The organism is Candidatus Kaelpia aquatica (genome assembly GCA_030765335.1).
Taxonomy (GTDB): Bacteria; Omnitrophota; Gorgyraeia; order Kaelpiales; family Kaelpiaceae; genus Kaelpia; species Kaelpia aquatica.
In genome coordinates, this window is the sequence record JAVCCU010000025.1 from 17,579 (window position 1) to 33,930 (window position 16,352).

Below are 16,352 nucleotides of genomic sequence, written 5' to 3' on the forward strand. Positions count from 1 at the left end.
ATTGAAAGTAGATAAAGATTATGAAAATCTTGTAAAAGAGACGTTGTACTTGCTTTCAATAACTCAGGATTTGGATGAGAAAGGTAAATATGAGCATGGGGTAAGAGTAGCCCTTATGTCTGAGAAAATAGCAGAGGAAGTATTGCCTCAAGAGAGAGATTTAATGTTCTTTGCAGGTCTTGTGCATGATATAGGAGGTTTGGGTTCTAGAAACCATATTCTACACCACCCTGATCTGCTTGCACAGATTCAAGATCCGGATATATTTGAACACCCTTATAGAGGCGTGCATTTAATAAGGATGTTTCCAGTTCTCTTCCAAGGTCAGTATAGAATGTCGGATTATATCTTTGAACACCATGAATGGTGGAAAGGGGTGGGATATCCTCGTCAGTATAAAAAGAATGAGATTCTGCTTGGAGGTAGAATTTTAAGAGCAGCTGATGCTTTTGATATCTATTCTCGGCATGGACAGAACAAAAGTGAGATCAATCCTCAGTCAGCTATTAATGTCCTAGAGTCCAACGAAGAGCTTGACCCTGATATTTTGAATATCTTAAAAGAGATTATAAAAGATAAAGAGTTTATGGGGTTATATCTTAAGCCTCAGGATATGATTCTAGAATATGTAAGGAGCAAGGATTTAAACATAATCCTTAACCATAGAGATGAAGATGATCTGTTCGCATTCATCGGGTATTTAATAGATTTTAAAATAGATTCTAATGCAATGGGTCACTCAGAAGGGGATACGCATTATTCGGTACAGATTGCAAAAGCGTTAAATTTGCCAGAAGATGAAGTGACTATGATAAGAAGGGGTGGGTATCTGCATGATATAGGTAAATTATCTATTCCGCATATGGTATTAAATAAACCAGCTTGGCTGACAGAGCAGGAGTGGCAGATAGTCAAAAAGCATTCTGCGATAACTGTTGAGCTGCTTGATTCAATCCCCTCATTTAAAAAATATGTTTTTGCAGGATATCACCATGAGCGCTGGGATGGTAAAGGTTATCATCAGGGTTTAAAAGGCGAAGAGATACCGCTAGGAGCCAGAATTATCTCGGTTGCCGATGCTCTAGATGCTATGACATCTAAGAGGACCTATCGTCCTGTCCTTACCTTCAAAGAGGCATTAAAAGAGCTTAAGAGTAATGCCGGGACTCAGTTTGATCCTAAGATTATTGAGGAGACAGTTAGGATTTATAAGTGAAGTTTGATCTTTTAATCCTATCCTTTATTCAAGGAATTGCGGAGTTTCTTCCTATAAGCAGTTCAGGACATCTTCTATTTTTGAGTAATTTATTAAATTTAAATATCGATAAATTTATCTTCACCATATTCCTTCATCTAGCTGCTCTCTTAGCTATACTCTTTTACTTTTATCCCAGAATAAAAATTTTATTAAAAGATAATATATATATATTAAAGGTTCTTGCAGCTTTTTGCACGACTATCATAGTCGCTCTCTATCTTAGAAGATATGTTGTTGCAATATACAACATGGAAGGATTAAATATTTTAGGACCATTTTTTATAATAAGCGGAGTATTGTTATTTTTGCCGAGGTTAAGAAAGAATCAAAGTCAGAGTCTAACTTTTAAATCTGCATTGTTGATAGGATTTGTGCAGGGGGTCTCAGTCTTTCCAGGGATATCGCGCTCTGGTATTACCATTGTATTAGCCCTATTGCTTGGATTAACTAGAGAAGAAGCGTTTAGATTCTCTTTTCTTTTAGCTATTCCGACAATAATTGGAGCAGGCGTTTATGAGCTTTTAAAATCAAGCTGGAATTTCCAAGCATTTAATGTTATTAATATTTCATATGTAGGTTATTTTGTGATAACTTTCATCGTGAGCTTAGCATCTCTTGCTATTCTAGAGAAAACGGTCTTTAGAAAGAAGCTTTCATTTTTTGGCTACTACTGTTGTATAATAGGGCTAATCGTCTTATTTATAGGAGGCTAGAATGATACATGTAGGAATAATAGGGGCATTAGGATATACAGGTAAGGAGCTCATACATTATCTATCCAGACATCCGGTTGTTAGGATATATAAGCTCTGGGATAATGCAGTGGATAAAAAGGGAGCGAGAATAGATTCAATATTCCCTGAGTTTAAGAATATAGTAAATACAAAGGTTGAGCATTTTAATAAGAAGGACTTAGATGTTGTTGATGTTGTTTTTCTTGCTCTCCCTCACACCGTATCTATGAAGATTGCTCCTAGTATTCTAGATAAGGTGAGCCTCTTGATAGATCTCTCTGCGGACTACAGGTTTAAGAGCCATAAGTCTTATCAGAAGTGGTATAAGGCAGATCACTTGGATAAGAAGAATTTAAAAAAGGCTGTCTATGGTCTTCCTGAAATTAATAGAAGCGAGATTAAAGGAGCTAAGCTTATTGCCAACCCTGGCTGTTATCCAACAAGCATGATATTGGGTCTATATCCTCTTGCAAAGGAAGGACTGCTTGATAATGCTCAAGTTATAGTAGACTCTAAGACAGGCACTTCTGGCGCAGGAAGAAAGGCAGCTACAGGATTAATATTTTCTGAACTCAATGGTAATCTGCGGCCTTATAAGATAAATAAACATCAGCATATGCCCGAGGTTACAGCGTTTTTTAAAGATGAGTTAAATAAGAGCGTAGATTTAAGCTTTGTTCCTCAGCTGATACCAATTAATAGGGGCATAATCAGCATGATCTATACTGTATTTAAGAATAAAAAGAAAAAAGATCTCTATGGGTTGTATAAAAAATATTATTCCAAAGAGCCTTTTATCAGAATCTCCAAGAAGGGTGAAGTTACTGAGTTAAAGGACGTTGCCTTTACCAACTTCTGCGACCTGAGTTATTTAGATTTTATAAATGACAATACATTTTTGATAATTTCCTGCATAGATAATCTGGGGAAAGGAGCTGCCTCTCAAGCTGTACAGAATATGAATATTGCTCTTGGTTTTGATGAAAAAGAAGGGTTAATATGATTACACCCAAAGGTTTTGTTTTTAACGGAATAAACTCTCGCGTTAAGAAGCAAGCTAAAGACCTGGGTATTATAATAACTGAAGAAAAAGCAGATGCGGTTGGATTTTTTACCAAAAATGAATATAAGTCTGAGTCTCTCTTGGTCTGTCAGAGAAATATAGAAGATGGTTTAGCTCAGGCTATTGTTGTAAATAGCGGTTGTGCTAATTGCGGATTGGGCAAGAAGGGAGAGGCTGCAGCATTAAAAATATGTTCTGAAGTTGCTAAGGAACTAAAAACTAAAAAGTCCGACGTGTTGATTGCTTCTACAGGATCAATAGGTATACCTCTTGAAGAGCAGAAGATAGTCTCTAGTATTCCTAGGTTGATTAAAGGGGCTCTAAGCACTAAGGCAGAAGATTTTGCTAGAGCAATCATGACAACAGATAAATACCCTAAGGTCTCTGCTCTTAAATTGAAGAGCGGTGTTACTATATTAGGCATAGCTAAGGGTGCCGGGATGATAGAGCCTAATATGGCTACAACCCTATCGTTTCTTTTGACAGATGCAAAGATAAGAAGGAGTTCTCTGGCTAAGATTGTAAAATCAGCCCTCGATTTGACTTTTAACAGGATATCTATAGATGCTGATCAGAGCACAAACGATACTTTTCTTGCTTTGGCCAACGGTGCTAGCTCTGTCGATGTTGAGGTTTCTAGAGATAAGAGAGATGAATTTATAAAAGGTGTTTTTAAGGTGCTGCATGATTTAGCGTATGAAATAGTCGAGAACGGTGAAGGGGCGACTAAGATAGTAAAGATAGAAGTAAAATCTGCAAAGAGTAGAATAGTAGCTGAAAAAATATGCAGGAAGCTTGCATCTTCCATGCTCTTTAAAAGCTCGCTATATGGAAATAGCGCTAACTGGGGCAGAATTCTATCCTCAGTCGGCTCTCTAAGTTTGGGTGTTGGCAAGAGTTATGATATAAATTATGGTAATATCAAAGTTGTTAAAAATGGTCTGAGTCTATATAATAATAAAAAGAGAGCGGATGATTATTTGAAGAAGTCTAAAGAGGTAAAGATTGTTTTGGATTTCAAAAAAGGCGGAGATGATTTTTTTATGTATACAACTGATCTCTCCCCAGATTATGTTAAGTTAAATAGCTGATGGAAGATTTAATTAAAAAAGCCCATATTCTAGTTGAAGCGTTTCCTTATATTGAAGAGTTTAGAGGAAAAATTATTGTAATTAAATACGGCGGCAGGGCTTTATTGAGTGAAGATGCAAAAAATAATATATTAAAAGATATAGCTTTTATGTCTCTTGTAGGTATAAAGCCGATTATTGTTCATGGTGGCGGCTATAAGATCACAGAGTTGATAGCTCAATCAGGGGGAATATCTAAGTTCATTGAAGGAAAGAGAGTTACGAATAAAAAGACCATGCAGATGGTTTATAAGGTGCTTAAGAATATGAATGAGGATCTAGTTAGTGAGATCAAAAGTTTTAGAGGTAATGCGCAGGGTATTAATCCTAAGATAGATAAAAATGTATCTGTAAGGCAAGAATCAAAAAATTTAGGCTACGTAGGAGTAGTTGATAAGATAAGCTCAGAGAGCATTTTAAAACTCACAGAGAGAGAGATTGTGCCTGTAATTATGCCTGTTGGGCTTGATAAAGATGGTGAGTTATACAATGTAAACGCAGATGATATGGCTGCAGAACTTGCAATAAGTTTAAATGCTGAAAAGTTAGTTCTTCTCACTGATGTAAAGGGTATTTTAAGAGATAAGAGCGATGAGGAGAGTTTGATTCCAAGCTTACATGCCTCAGAAGTAGATGATCTTATAAGAATGGATGTTATATCAAGCGGTATGGTGCCTAAAGTAAAAGCCTGCCTTAGAGCCTTAGATAGAGGCGTCAGAAAGACTCACATTTTAGACGGTCGAGTGCCCCATGTTGTTCTTCTGGAGGTATTTACGGAAGAGGGTGTAGGCACAGAGATTATAGTCTAGTAACCTATCTTTTCTAATTAAATAAATTTAAAAAGTTTGTTTAGCAATTTGACATAGGTTTATTTTATGGTATAAATATCATAGATTATAAGGGGCAGCAATTATAGAAAGATAATTTATGAAGAAACTAATTATATTATTTATTATTCCAATTCTATTCTTGTCGTTTAGTTCTTATTCTAACTCTGAGGATTTGGAGCAATGCCCACTTGTTTTGCCGAGCATTACTTCTGGTGAATATTCAAAAGTTTTTTCGGGTAACGCGTTTAACAAGAGACTAAACGAGATATTGTTAAGTCAACAATTAAATGAAATAAATTCCGAAACGCTTTATAACTCTTATCTAATTCTGGCTATTGAAGGTCTTAATGGTATGGTCGAGCAAAATACAGGCTTGCCATATGATGTAGTAAGAGTAGGAGAAGGAAATGAACTAATACCTGTAGATAAAAAAGTAAGCGGATTGGAAATTGGTTTGCAGATATTGAATTTAGTTATCCAAAGAGATTTAGAAATTATGACAGATGATCAAGTTTTATTAAAAATGGATATTGTTTTAAATTCCATAGATAAAGCAGCGAAAAAAAACGGTTTTCTTTACGATTTTGTGTCTTTACCCAGTCTTAATAAACATAAACTGAGTAACGTTTCAGATGTGTTTAACAGCGGTTATTTGGCAGCAGCTTTAATGATAGCAAATCAAGCGTTTGAAGGAACTGTAGTTAGCGATAGATGTCAGTTGATTTTAGATGAAATGGATTTTAATTTCTTTTATTCCAATAATGGCCAGTTGTACGGCGATTCTAATAAAGGATATAGCGTCGGGCAGTTTGGCAGTGAGGTGCTATTACCTGCAATAGTTGCAACGTCAACAGACAATGTGCCTGATAGTGTCATAGCGCCTAGCGACTCAATATCGATTTATCGAGAGACATATACTACTAATGAGGGGGAAGAAATTAGTGTTATTCCTGCATGGGGTGGACAGATCTGGACTATACTTATGCCGCTTCTTTTCTTGGGACCTGAGGTGGAAAATCCTGATACAGGTGAAAATGTTATTGCTGGATTTATAGAGAATGCCAGACGTTGGGTAGAAATTCAGATTGATGTAGCAGATAAGCTTGATTTAAATATTTGGGGTTGGTCTCCTTGTGCGGCTGTTTCTTCTAAGTATATTTACGATAGTGAAAATGGAGTTCCTGGTTTAGAGCAATATGGTAATGCTGGAAATCCGCGCAATAATCCTGTTGCTATATATGTTAGTTTTTTAGCGTTAGGTGTATTGTCTGGGTATGATGTAGCAAGCCCTCAAATACAAGCTACATTAGAAAATTTAGAAGCAATGATAAGTTTAAATCCAGATGTCAATAATTCAAATTATGGATTCCTAGATTCAATAACACAAGACGGGGAAGTTTCACCATTTATATTAGGATTGGATAAAGGCATGGAAGTTATTGGTATGTTCAATGCCTACCGAAGAAGTAGTGGTAATCAGGGAATAGAAGGTTATTTTTGGCAGTATTTGGAAGAAAACGGAATGACAGATACAGTAAGAGAACTTCTTGGTCAACGTAGTAAAGAAATTTTGACGACAATCGGCGTTGAGAATATGTAGTATTTTTATATAGTTTTTTCAAATTTATCTTTTTGCAAATATAAAGTGTGCTTGTTTTTTAAGACCTTTCTAGTATAATCTTATCCACTAATTAAATGAGGAGGAAGATATGGTAGGACTAGATTTATTGAAAGAGAGATGTGATAGTGATAGTTTAGAGAAGATTTCTGGCTTGGGCCAGGAGGTTGTTGATTTTATCGTTAAGTATGTTGAGCTCTGTAATCCCGATAGCGTATTTATTAGAAACGATTCAGATCAGGATGCAGAGTATGTTAGAAGCAAGACGCTAGAGCTTGGAGAGGAGAGATCTCTTAAGAAGAGCGGTCATACCATTCATTTTGATGGTATCCGTGATCAGGCTAGAGATAAAGAGAATACTAAATTTTTGGTCACTCCAGACTCTAAACTCGAAGGCCTTAACTCTATCGATAGAGTTAAAGGATTAGATGAGATAGAAGGGCTGCTTAAAGATATTATGAAGGGTAAAGAGATGTACGTTCTCTTTATGGGTTTAGGTCCTGTTGATTCTGAATTCTCTGTTTATGCTGTTCAAATAACAGATTCTTCTTATGTATCCCATTCCGAAGATATTCTCTATAGGGGAGCATATGAGGTTTTTAAGAAAAACCCGGATCTTGATTTCTTTAGATATGTTCATTCAGCAGGAGAGTTAGATGAAAACAAAGCAAGTAAGAATATAGATAAGAGGCGCGTTTATGTTGATTTCTCAGAAGATACAGTATATTCGACAAATACTCAGTATGCCGGCAATACTGTAGGTTTAAAGAAGCTGGCTCTTCGCCTTGCAATAAAAAAGGCTGACCATGAAGGTTGGCTTGCTGAGCATATGTTTGTTATGGCTGTACATGATGAAGATGGCAATAAGAACTATTTTACAGGGGCCTATCCATCGTCTTGCGGTAAGACTTCTACTTGTATGGTGGAAGGTGAAAGAATTATAGGAGATGATATTGCTTATTTAAAGAAGAGAGATGATAGAGTCTATGCTGTTAATGTTGAGAGGGGTATATTCGGTATTATGAAAGATGTTAACTCTGATGATGCTCCATTGATATGGGAGGCACTCAATAAAGAAGGAGAGGCGATATTCTCAAATATACTGATTAAAGACAAAACTCCTTATTGGAAAAACGATGGCAGGGTTACTCCGGATGATGGAGAGAACTTTTCAGGGTCTTGGCATGTAGGCAAAAAAAATGAATCCGGCAATGAGATTCCTTTTGCTCATCCTAACGCAAGATATACAATAAGTCTTAAGAATTTAGAGAATGTAGATAGTGAGCTAGATAATCCTAAAGGAGTATTTGTAAAAGGGGTAATCTATGGCGGCAGGGATTCTAATACCTGGGTACCTGTATTTGAAAGCTTCAATTGGATTCATGGTGTTGTCTCAATTGCAGCGTCTTTGGAGTCTGAGACAACTGCAGCAACTTTGGGCAAAACCGGAGAGCGTAAGTTTAATCTGATGGCTAATTTAGATTTTCTGTCTATTCCAATAGGAAAATATCTAAAGAACCATCTTGATTTTGTAAAAGATATTAAAGAGCCCCCGGTTATATTCGGTGTAAATTATTTTCTACTTAATGAGCATGGCGAGTATATAAGCGGTATGCATGATAAGAGGGTGTGGCTTAAATGGATGGAACTAAGAGTAAACAAGAAGGTAGGTGCAGTCAGTACCCCTATAGGGAGCATTCCTGAATGTAAAGATTTAGAGAGGCTGTTTAAAGAATTATTGAATAAAGAGTTCTCTTTGGATGAATACAATATGTTCTTCAGCATTAGATGTCCTCAGAACTTAGAGAAGATTGAGAGAATAAGGAATATCTATAATGGATTTAAAGATATTCCTGAAGAGATCTTCTCTATATTAAGTGAGCAAGAGAGCAGAGTTAAAGAGGCTCAGGATAAATTCGGCGATTTAATAATCCCAGATAAATTTATTTAAAATGGGAATAACGTATCTATCCAAAAAAGCTTATGAAAAATTAAGGGAAGAGCTTAAGCATCTTAAGTTTGTTAAGCGTAGGCAGATCTCTAAAGACTTAGAGCATGCTAGGTCCTTAGGAGACTTAAAAGAGAATGCCGAGTACCATGCAGCTAAAGAGTCGCAGGGGTTGAACGAGAAAAAGATCTATGAGATAGAGGCAAAGCTCTCAACAGTTGAATTTATTGATAATCTTGATATTTCAAAAGATGAGATAAGGATAGGAGCAAAGGTCAAGCTGCTTGATCTTGGCGATAAACAGGAGTGTGAGTACCAATTGGTCGGTGCTGATGAATCTAATCCTTCAGAAGGGTTTATCTCTGTTGATTCACCTATAGGAAGGGCTCTTCTGGGGCATAAGAGAGAAGATGAGCTGGATATAAAAATTCCGGCTGGAGTCTTAAAATATAGAGTCATCGATATTTCTCGGTAAGATTTACCTGTAGAGCTTGTTTGTAATAGCTAATCTTTTATCAATTTTTTATCTTCTATAGTTTTCATTAATACAGCTATATTCTATCTCTTTTCTACTGTGATATTGCTGGAAAGAGTAGTTTTTTCGTTTAATAGGTAATATAATGGATCTCAAGTCTCTTTAAGTTTAACGTTAATATTTTATTTTTTGAAGACAGCTATAATAGTTCCAACCTACAATGAGAGAGAGAACATCCTTTTCCTTATAGATATATTAAGGAAGAGATATCCTGAGTTTGATCTCTTAGTTATTGACGATAACTCTCCCGATATGACTTATGAAGTGGTTAGAGAGTTCTCTATGAGGGATGATAAAGTCAAACTGCTCTTTAGAGAAAGAAAGGAGGGTTTAGGCAGGGCGCTCTGTTCTGGCTATCGCTATAGTATGGCCAATGGTTATCAAAGGTTAATACAGCTTGATGCTGATTTCTCTCATCCTCCTGAGTATATTGATTTAATATTAAAAGGTTTGAACTCTGCAGGCCTTGTTATAGCCTCCAGAAATATAGCCGGAGGCGGGGTTGAGAATTGGTCTCTGTTTAGGATATTAGTGAGCCGTTTAGCCAATCTGGCAACTAGTATTATGCTAAGACTAGGAGTGAGAGATGCAACCTCTGGTTTTAGAGGGTTCTCAAGAGATTTTATAGAAGATTTTATAAAAAAAGGCCCTATATCTAGAGGTTATATTATCCAAGTTGAGACAACCTTCTATGCTAGAAGATTGGGTTATGGTATAAAAGAAGTACCTTTTATATATAGAGAGCGGGAAAGAGGTAAGTCAAAGTTAGATATCAAGGAAGTTTTGATTTCGGTTTTTACACTCATAAGGCTTGCTTTTAAAAGATGTAATTGAATAATTAAGCTATTACGTATAGAATTTTTAAAATGAAATACAGATTTTTATTGATATTATTGGTGCTCTCGATGGGTTGTGCAACTATGCCTTCTGGCAGATACTCTTCTTATTATAGAGAGATAGATGAAAAAGGGCATATATCTTTAAATGAATTTGCCAGGAAGCATGATTTTCAGATAGACTTTGATCCTTTTCTTAAGAAAGTATATCTTACCAAAGGAGATAGCATAGAGCTGATATTTGCATTGGAATCTTCAGTAGCCTTGCTCAATGATCAGGTTCTTAGGCTGCAGGACAGTTTAAAAGTAGAGAGAGGAGATATTAGGCTCTCTTCCCAAAGTGCCAGAATGATTATAAATCAGATCTACTATGATAAGAAGCCTCAGGAAAAGAAGCAGAAGAAGATATCGGATATCCATAGAGTGCATACTATTGTATTAGATCCCGGACATGGTGGAAAAGATCCCGGGGCAATAGGTGTAAGCGGGGTTAAAGAGAAAGATCTGGTTTTAAGTATAGCAAAGATACTTAAATCTAAACTGGCGTCTGCAGGTTATAAGGTAAAGATGACACGTAGCGATGATAGTTATGTTTCACTCTGGAATAGAGTTGCTTTTGCTAACCGTGAGGGAGCGGATCTCTTTCTCTCGATACATGCTAACAGTGCCCGGGCAAAGAGCGCCTCTGGGTTTGAGGTTTTTTATCTTTCAGAGGCAAGCGATGAAAGCGCAAGGTCGCTTGCTGCAGCTGAGAACTATCCCTTGGGGTTTGAGGAGAGCCTATCTCAAGATTTAAATGTTCAGGCAACTATCTGGGACCTTCTGTATACTGAGAATAGAAAAGATGCAATAAAGCTAGGCAGAAAGATATGTTTAGCCATGGATAGCTTGGTTTCAACGAAAAATAGAGGTTTAAAGAGCGCTAATTTTTATATTTTAAGAGGAGCGCAGATGCCGGCTGTATTAGTAGAGGTTGGATTTATCTCCAATAAATATGAGGAGTCTAATTTAAATACCTGGAGATTCAAGAGTAATATAGCAGAGGCATTAGTTAGAGGAGTTGAATCTTATGAGAAAGAGTATCTGGTGAGCCATGGATATAATAGATAGAAGAGAACTGCCAATAGCTGTCTTTGATTCCGGAGTAGGGGGTCTTACAATTGTTAAGGAGATTTTAAATATCTTACCTCAGGAATCAGTGCTCTATTTAGGTGATACTGCGCGGGTACCTTATGGAGCTAAATCAGCCGAGACAGTTAAGAGGTTTACAGAGGAGGCTATCTCTTTTTTCAAACCCAAAGGGATAAAGATGCTTCTCATTGCTTGTAATACCTCATCTAGCCTGGCTCTACCTAGTCTTAGAGAAGATTATGGTTTTAAAATACTGGGGGTAGTTGATGCCGGAGCAGAAGAGGCTGCTAAGGTGAGCAGGATTAAGAGGATTGGAGTGATAGGGACAGAGGCGACCATAAGCAGCGGGATCTATGAGAGAAAATTAAAAGAGTTAGACCCAAGCTTAGAAGTTTTCAGTAAGTCTTGCCCTCTCCTTGTTCCTCTTGTTGAAGAGGGGTGGATAGATGAACCTGAAAGCTATAAAATAGCTTCTAAATATTTAAAGAGCTTAAAGGATAAGAAGATTGATACTTTAATATTGGGTTGTACGCATTATCCTTTAATGAAGAAGATGATTCAATATGGGATAGGTGAACATGTTGCATTGATAGATTCTGCCAAAGCTTTCATAAAGAGAGTAAGAAATGTTTTATCAAGCGATGATATTCTCTCTAATAGAAAAGATAAAGAGTACAGGTTCTATGTAACAGATGAGCCGGGTAAATTCAAAGAGCTTAGTGAGGTTTTTTTAGGCGCTGCCTTAGGTACAGTTGAGAGAGTTGATTTAAAGGAGTGTAATAATGTATCAGATTTCAATAAAGTCTAGTTTTTCTGCTGCCCATAACTTAAGGGAATATAAGGGTAAGTGTGAGAACCTTCATGGCCATAACTGGAACATAGAGGTCTTTGTAGAATCAGATAGATTGAATAAGGAAGGCATGGTTATTGACTTTATAGATTTAAAAGCAATCTTAAAAGAGGCGCTGGCTAAGTTGGATCATAACTATATAAATGAGGTTAAGCCGTTCGATAGTTTGAATCCGACATCTGAGAATCTCTCCTGGTACATCTTTAGGGCGATGGGAGAGGCTCTCTCTGATAATGGTATTAGAGTAAAGAGAGTTGATGTTTGGGAGACTGAATCATCTAGAGCCAGCTACTATGAATAATAAAAAGGGAATTGTTCTATTATCAGGGGGGCTTGACTCTTCAACCTCTCTTTATTATGCGCTAGATAAGGGTTATGAAATTAAAGCTCTTATTTTTGACTACGGTCAGAGAGATAAGAGAGAGATTGATTTAGCTAAGAGCATAGCTCAGGCAGCAGGAGTTGAATATGAGATTATTAATCTAGATTTTAGCTGGGGCGGCAGTGCTCTTTTAGATAAAGATATAGAATTACCTCAGGGAGATTTGGAGAGGGAAGATATACCCCTAAGTTATGTGCCTTCAAGAAATATAGTCTTTCTCTCTATTGCTTTAAGCTATGCTGAGGCAAAGTTATTTGATGAGATATTTATCGGTGCTAATGCGGTTGACTATTCCGGGTATCCGGACTGCAGGCCTGATTTCATGGAGGCATTTCAAAGAGTTGCAGATTGCGGGACAAAATCAGGCATTGAGGGCAGACCAATAAAGATATCAGCTCCTTTACTTAAGTTAAAAAAATCAGAGATTATAAAGTTAGGCAATAGTTTAGGTGTCCCCTTTGATTTAACTTCCTCTTGCTATGAAGGAGACAGTGAGCCCTGTATGAAGTGTGACTCTTGCTTAATAAGAGAGAGAGGCTTTAAAGAGGCAGGATTAGAAGATCCTATAATAAAAAGATGAAAAATTCAAAAGCTAAGATATCAGAAATTTTTTACTCTATTCAGGGTGAAGGGATATATTTGGGTTATCCTCAGGTGTTTATAAGGTTTTGGGGTTGTAATCTAGGCAGCTGCCAGTATTGCGATACCAAGCTTAATGATTTTAAAGAATATACTCTAGAGCGTATTAAAAAAGAGATCAGAGGTTTAAATAAAGGTTGCCATTCGATATCTCTTACGGGAGGAGAGCCTTTAGTTCAGGCTGATTTTATCAAAAAATTATTAGGTTCTCTAGAAGATAGCGAGAAGGTTTATCTTGAGACTAACGGAGTATTGTCTAAGCAGCTTGAAAAAATCATAGAAGATGTTGATATAGTTGCTATGGATATGAAGCTTCCTTCATCTTCAGGTTTAAAGCCTTTTTGGGATGAGCATAGAAAGTTCTTACTTGTTGCCTGGGAGAAGCAGGTTTTTGTTAAGATGGTTGTAGTAGAAAAGACCACCGTAAAAGATTTTAGAAGGGCTCTTGAGATTATCCTCTCTGTTGACACTTCAATCCCTCTTGTTATCCAGCCCCACTTTGAAGATAGCTCTCCTAAACTCGTAGATAAACTGCTAAGGTTTCAGGAGGAGGCTTTTAGATCTCTGATACATGTAAGGGTAATACCCCAGCTTCATAAAGGAATGAATATAAGATGAGAGTAGATTTTAAAAGAATAGCCAAAGAGCTCTACCTAGAAGCAAGTTTTAATCTAAGAAGAGATATTAGAAAGGCTTTAGTTAAAGCCTATAGTCAGGAGAGAGAGAAACTAGTTAAAGAAGCTTTAAGTGCAATCTTAAAGAATGGAGATCTTGCCAAGAAAAATAGAATGGCAATCTGCCAGGATACAGGTTATCCGGTATTATTTTTAAAAATCGGTGATATCGGAATTAAGAATTTAAACAGTATAACAGGAGATTTAACCAAAGGGATAAGAGAGGCCACTATAAGAGGTCATTTACGTTACTCGGTTGTAGTAGATCCATTAGATAGAATGAAAATAGCACCCAATATACCTCCTATATTTCATATAGAGTTTAATAACAGCAAGAGGTTAGAGATAGAACTTTTAGTTAAAGGGTTTGGCTCTGAGAATCAGACAAAGCTCTCTATGTTGAGTCCAAATACTTTAGATAGCGATATTGTAGGTATTGTAGCTGATCATATTAAGGTTGTTGGGTCTAAAGCCTGCCCGCCTTATGTAATAGGTATTGGAATCGGGGGAACTGCCGATAAGGCTATTATACTCTCAAAAGAGGCAGCATTAATTAGCTTAGATAAGAAAAATAAAAATAAGAGACTAGCAGATTTAGAGCAGAGGATAAGAGAAGAAGTAAATAAGCTTAAGATAGGGCCTTTAGGTGTGGGCGGGGAGACGACCTGTCTAGGCGCTAAGGTGCTAACACATCCAACACATATCGCAGGGTTGCCCCTTGGAATAACGGTATCCTGTCATGCTGTGAGATCTGCCAAGAAAATTATCAAGTTTAAATAATGAATATAGAGAGTCCGTTAACAGCCGGTATTATTAAAAGCCTAAAAGCGGGGGAGCTGGTTTATTTAAGCGGAGCTATTTATACAGCTCGTGATAAGGCTCATAAGAAGATATTTGATTTAATAGATAAAGGAAGAGAGCTGCCTTTTAACTTAAAAGATTCAATTATATATTACTGCGGACCTGCTCCAAAAAAGAGAGGAGAGGCTATAGGATCTTGCGGTCCTACGACAAGCTCTAGAATGGATAAGCATACCCCTTTACTCTATGAGTTAGGGCTAGGGGCAACAATAGGAAAAGGAGAGAGGGGTGAAGATGTAGTAGATGCTGTTAAAAAGTATAAAGGAGTATATTTCTTAGCCTGGGGTGGTTGCGGTGCCTATCTAAGCAGCTTTGTTAAGAGTTCAAAAATAATAGCATTTAAAGAGTTAGGTGCTGAGGCAATTAGAAGATTAGAGGTTGAGAGATTTCCTTTGGTTGTTGCAGTAGACAGCTATGGTAATAAAATATGGGATAAAAGGGGTAAAAAATGAGATTAGATAATAGAAGTAATGATCAGTTGAGAAAAGTTAAGATTACAAAAGATTATATTGAATATGCAGAAGGTTCATGTCTTATTGAAGTGGGCAATACCAAAGTGATCTGCACCGCTTCAGTTGAAGAAAAGGTTCCGCCTTTTTTGAGAAATTCAGGAAGCGGCTGGATTACAGCAGAATACAGCATGCTACCCAGGTCTTGTAAGAGTAGAGTTGTAAGAGAGGCCAGGAAGGGTTCAGTTGGAGGAAGAACTAGTGAGATTCAGCGCCTGATAGGAAGATCTCTAAGAGCAGTAGTAAATTTAAAGGGTTTTGGTGAGAGGACCATCTGGATAGATTGCGATGTTGTCCAGGCAGATGGAGGGACCCGCACAGCATCTATTACAGGTGGTTTTGTTGCTCTATATTTAGCATTTCAGAAACTTATAAAAGATGAGGCTATTAAAGAGAGTCCAGTTAAAACTTTTTTAGCTGCAGTCTCTGTTGGTTTAATAGATAAAGAGGTAATGCTTGATTTGGCATACAGTGAGGATTTTAAAGCCGATGTTGATATGAATCTTGTTATGACTGAATCTAAAGATATTGTTGAGATTCAGGGAACAGCTGAAGGAGAGCCGTTCTCAAAGAGAAAGATGGATCAGCTTGTAAAGCTAGCAGAGAAAGGAATAGAAGAGTTAATAGCTATCCAGAAGAAGACTCTAAAGGTTAAATGAAGAGGCTCCTCCTTGCTACTTTCAATCAAAATAAAGTCAAAGAGATTACTCAGATTGCTGGAGATTTAAATCTTGAAATTGAATTTCTATACTTAAAAGACTTTAATAATATAAAGGAAGCCGTTGAAGACGGTAAGACATTTAAAGATAATGCTATTAAGAAGGCAAGAGATTATTATACACAAACCGGCATTGTTACACTGGCTGAAGATTCAGGGCTTGCGGTAGATGCTTTAGATGGAGAGCCCGGAGTATATTCAGCTCGCTTCGGGGGGGAAGATAAAGATGATTATAAGAACAATCTTAAATTACTCCATATCTTAGAAGGCGTAACGGATAGAGCTGCTCATTTTGTCTGCTCCGCTGCTTTAGCTATATCTAGGGATAACATAGAGACATTTGAAGGTATATTAGATGGTAGCATATCTTGTCATATGATGGGGAATAGCGGTTTCGGCTATGACCCTCTATTTATACCTAAAGATTGCGATAAGACGCTGGCTGAACTAGGCTCAAATATAAAGAATAAGATCTCACATAGATATAGGGCAATTAGAGATGTTTTTAACTTTATAAAGGAGAATTATTAGAATTTTGGGGGTGACTTGTATTTTAAGTCTAATGTGGTATAAATATTGTATGATATGTTTAAAATGAACAAATTAAAAAAATATAGCAACCGACTTGACAGCAGA

18 protein-coding genes are annotated in these 16,352 nt (G+C 36.9%); all 18 read left to right on the forward strand.

What is annotated here, in order from left to right:
* Position 1 precedes the first annotated feature (1 nt).
* Entirely contained in the window at positions 2 to 1,216 is a 1,215-nt protein-coding gene (locus tag P9X27_04300; protein MDP8253605.1) for an HD domain-containing protein, read from the forward strand.
* The gene (locus P9X27_04305; protein ID MDP8253606.1) at positions 1,213 to 1,971 is read left to right on the forward strand and encodes an undecaprenyl-diphosphate phosphatase; all 759 of its coding nucleotides are present in this window, start codon (positions 1,213 to 1,215) and stop codon (positions 1,969 to 1,971) included. Before P9X27_04300 ends, P9X27_04305 begins: the two co-directional genes overlap by 4 nt.
* Before the next feature lies 1 nt (position 1,972).
* The gene (argC, locus tag P9X27_04310; protein ID MDP8253607.1) at positions 1,973 to 2,995 is read left to right on the forward strand and encodes an N-acetyl-gamma-glutamyl-phosphate reductase; all 1,023 of its coding nucleotides are present in this window, start codon (positions 1,973 to 1,975) and stop codon (positions 2,993 to 2,995) included.
* Positions 2,992 to 4,146 (forward strand): bifunctional glutamate N-acetyltransferase/amino-acid acetyltransferase ArgJ, encoded by a 1,155-nt coding sequence (gene argJ / locus P9X27_04315; GenBank protein MDP8253608.1) that lies wholly within the window; start codon positions 2,992 to 2,994, stop codon positions 4,144 to 4,146. The genes argC and argJ overlap by 4 nt, the downstream gene beginning before the upstream one ends.
* Positions 4,146 to 4,994, forward strand: a complete 849-nt coding sequence (gene argB, locus P9X27_04320) for an acetylglutamate kinase (protein ID MDP8253609.1) — start codon at positions 4,146 to 4,148, stop codon at positions 4,992 to 4,994. Before argJ ends, argB begins: the two co-directional genes overlap by 1 nt.
* Before the next feature lie 118 nt (positions 4,995 to 5,112).
* Positions 5,113 to 6,615, forward strand: a complete 1,503-nt coding sequence (locus tag P9X27_04325) for a hypothetical protein (protein MDP8253610.1) — start codon at positions 5,113 to 5,115, stop codon at positions 6,613 to 6,615.
* 109 nt (positions 6,616 to 6,724) lie between these two features.
* Complete coding sequence (locus P9X27_04330; protein ID MDP8253611.1) at positions 6,725 to 8,584, forward strand: phosphoenolpyruvate carboxykinase (GTP); 1,860 nt, start codon at positions 6,725 to 6,727, stop codon at positions 8,582 to 8,584.
* A gap of 1 nt (position 8,585) precedes the next feature.
* Positions 8,586 to 9,056, forward strand: a complete 471-nt coding sequence (gene greA, locus P9X27_04335; protein ID MDP8253612.1) for a transcription elongation factor GreA — start codon at positions 8,586 to 8,588, stop codon at positions 9,054 to 9,056.
* A 189-nt stretch (positions 9,057 to 9,245) separates the two neighbouring features.
* Positions 9,246 to 9,950, forward strand: a complete 705-nt coding sequence (locus P9X27_04340) for a polyprenol monophosphomannose synthase (protein ID MDP8253613.1) — start codon at positions 9,246 to 9,248, stop codon at positions 9,948 to 9,950.
* 32 nt (positions 9,951 to 9,982) lie between these two features.
* On the forward strand, positions 9,983 to 11,062 hold the full coding sequence (locus tag P9X27_04345) for an N-acetylmuramoyl-L-alanine amidase (GenBank protein ID MDP8253614.1): 1,080 nt from the start codon (positions 9,983 to 9,985) through the stop codon (positions 11,060 to 11,062).
* On the forward strand, positions 11,046 to 11,891 hold the full coding sequence (gene murI / locus P9X27_04350; protein ID MDP8253615.1) for a glutamate racemase: 846 nt from the start codon (positions 11,046 to 11,048) through the stop codon (positions 11,889 to 11,891). Before P9X27_04345 ends, murI begins: the two co-directional genes overlap by 17 nt.
* On the forward strand, positions 11,866 to 12,234 hold the full coding sequence (gene queD, locus P9X27_04355) for a 6-carboxytetrahydropterin synthase QueD (protein MDP8253616.1): 369 nt from the start codon (positions 11,866 to 11,868) through the stop codon (positions 12,232 to 12,234). Before murI ends, queD begins: the two co-directional genes overlap by 26 nt.
* Positions 12,227 to 12,895: a 7-cyano-7-deazaguanine synthase QueC gene (gene queC, locus P9X27_04360; protein ID MDP8253617.1), complete on the forward strand. Its 669-nt coding sequence runs from the start codon at positions 12,227 to 12,229 to the stop codon at positions 12,893 to 12,895. Before queD ends, queC begins: the two co-directional genes overlap by 8 nt.
* Positions 12,892 to 13,572, forward strand: coding sequence for a 7-carboxy-7-deazaguanine synthase QueE (locus tag P9X27_04365; protein ID MDP8253618.1), 681 nt, complete (start codon positions 12,892 to 12,894; stop codon positions 13,570 to 13,572). The genes queC and P9X27_04365 overlap by 4 nt, the downstream gene beginning before the upstream one ends.
* Positions 13,569 to 14,408, forward strand: a complete 840-nt coding sequence (locus P9X27_04370) for a fumarate hydratase (protein ID MDP8253619.1) — start codon at positions 13,569 to 13,571, stop codon at positions 14,406 to 14,408. Before P9X27_04365 ends, P9X27_04370 begins: the two co-directional genes overlap by 4 nt.
* Positions 14,408 to 14,941: a FumA C-terminus/TtdB family hydratase beta subunit gene (locus P9X27_04375; protein ID MDP8253620.1), complete on the forward strand. Its 534-nt coding sequence runs from the start codon at positions 14,408 to 14,410 to the stop codon at positions 14,939 to 14,941. The genes P9X27_04370 and P9X27_04375 overlap by 1 nt, the downstream gene beginning before the upstream one ends.
* Complete coding sequence (gene rph, locus P9X27_04380; GenBank protein MDP8253621.1) at positions 14,938 to 15,657, forward strand: ribonuclease PH; 720 nt, start codon at positions 14,938 to 14,940, stop codon at positions 15,655 to 15,657. The genes P9X27_04375 and rph overlap by 4 nt, the downstream gene beginning before the upstream one ends.
* Entirely contained in the window at positions 15,654 to 16,247 is a 594-nt protein-coding gene (gene rdgB, locus P9X27_04385; protein ID MDP8253622.1) for an RdgB/HAM1 family non-canonical purine NTP pyrophosphatase, read from the forward strand. Before rph ends, rdgB begins: the two co-directional genes overlap by 4 nt.
* Positions 16,248 to 16,352 lie beyond the last annotated feature (105 nt).

Coding starts and splice junctions, on each gene's coding strand:
- P9X27_04370 (MDP8253619.1), top strand. CDS start 13,569: ATGAGAGTAGATTTTAAAAGAATAGCCAAAGAGCTCTACCTAGAAGCA.
- argC (MDP8253607.1), top strand. CDS start 1,973: ATGATACATGTAGGAATAATAGGGGCATTAGGATATACAGGTAAGGAG.
- argB (MDP8253609.1), top strand. CDS start 4,146: ATGGAAGATTTAATTAAAAAAGCCCATATTCTAGTTGAAGCGTTTCCT.
- rdgB (MDP8253622.1), top strand. CDS start 15,654: ATGAAGAGGCTCCTCCTTGCTACTTTCAATCAAAATAAAGTCAAAGAG.
- queD (MDP8253616.1), top strand. CDS start 11,866: ATGTATCAGATTTCAATAAAGTCTAGTTTTTCTGCTGCCCATAACTTA.
- P9X27_04375 (MDP8253620.1), top strand. CDS start 14,408: ATGAATATAGAGAGTCCGTTAACAGCCGGTATTATTAAAAGCCTAAAA.
- P9X27_04365 (MDP8253618.1), top strand. CDS start 12,892: ATGAAAAATTCAAAAGCTAAGATATCAGAAATTTTTTACTCTATTCAG.
- P9X27_04325 (MDP8253610.1), top strand. CDS start 5,113: ATGAAGAAACTAATTATATTATTTATTATTCCAATTCTATTCTTGTCG.
- greA (MDP8253612.1), top strand. CDS start 8,586: ATGGGAATAACGTATCTATCCAAAAAAGCTTATGAAAAATTAAGGGAA.
- queC (MDP8253617.1), top strand. CDS start 12,227: ATGAATAATAAAAAGGGAATTGTTCTATTATCAGGGGGGCTTGACTCT.
- rph (MDP8253621.1), top strand. CDS start 14,938: ATGAGATTAGATAATAGAAGTAATGATCAGTTGAGAAAAGTTAAGATT.
- P9X27_04330 (MDP8253611.1), top strand. CDS start 6,725: ATGGTAGGACTAGATTTATTGAAAGAGAGATGTGATAGTGATAGTTTA.
- P9X27_04345 (MDP8253614.1), top strand. CDS start 9,983: ATGAAATACAGATTTTTATTGATATTATTGGTGCTCTCGATGGGTTGT.
- argJ (MDP8253608.1), top strand. CDS start 2,992: ATGATTACACCCAAAGGTTTTGTTTTTAACGGAATAAACTCTCGCGTT.
- murI (MDP8253615.1), top strand. CDS start 11,046: ATGGATATAATAGATAGAAGAGAACTGCCAATAGCTGTCTTTGATTCC.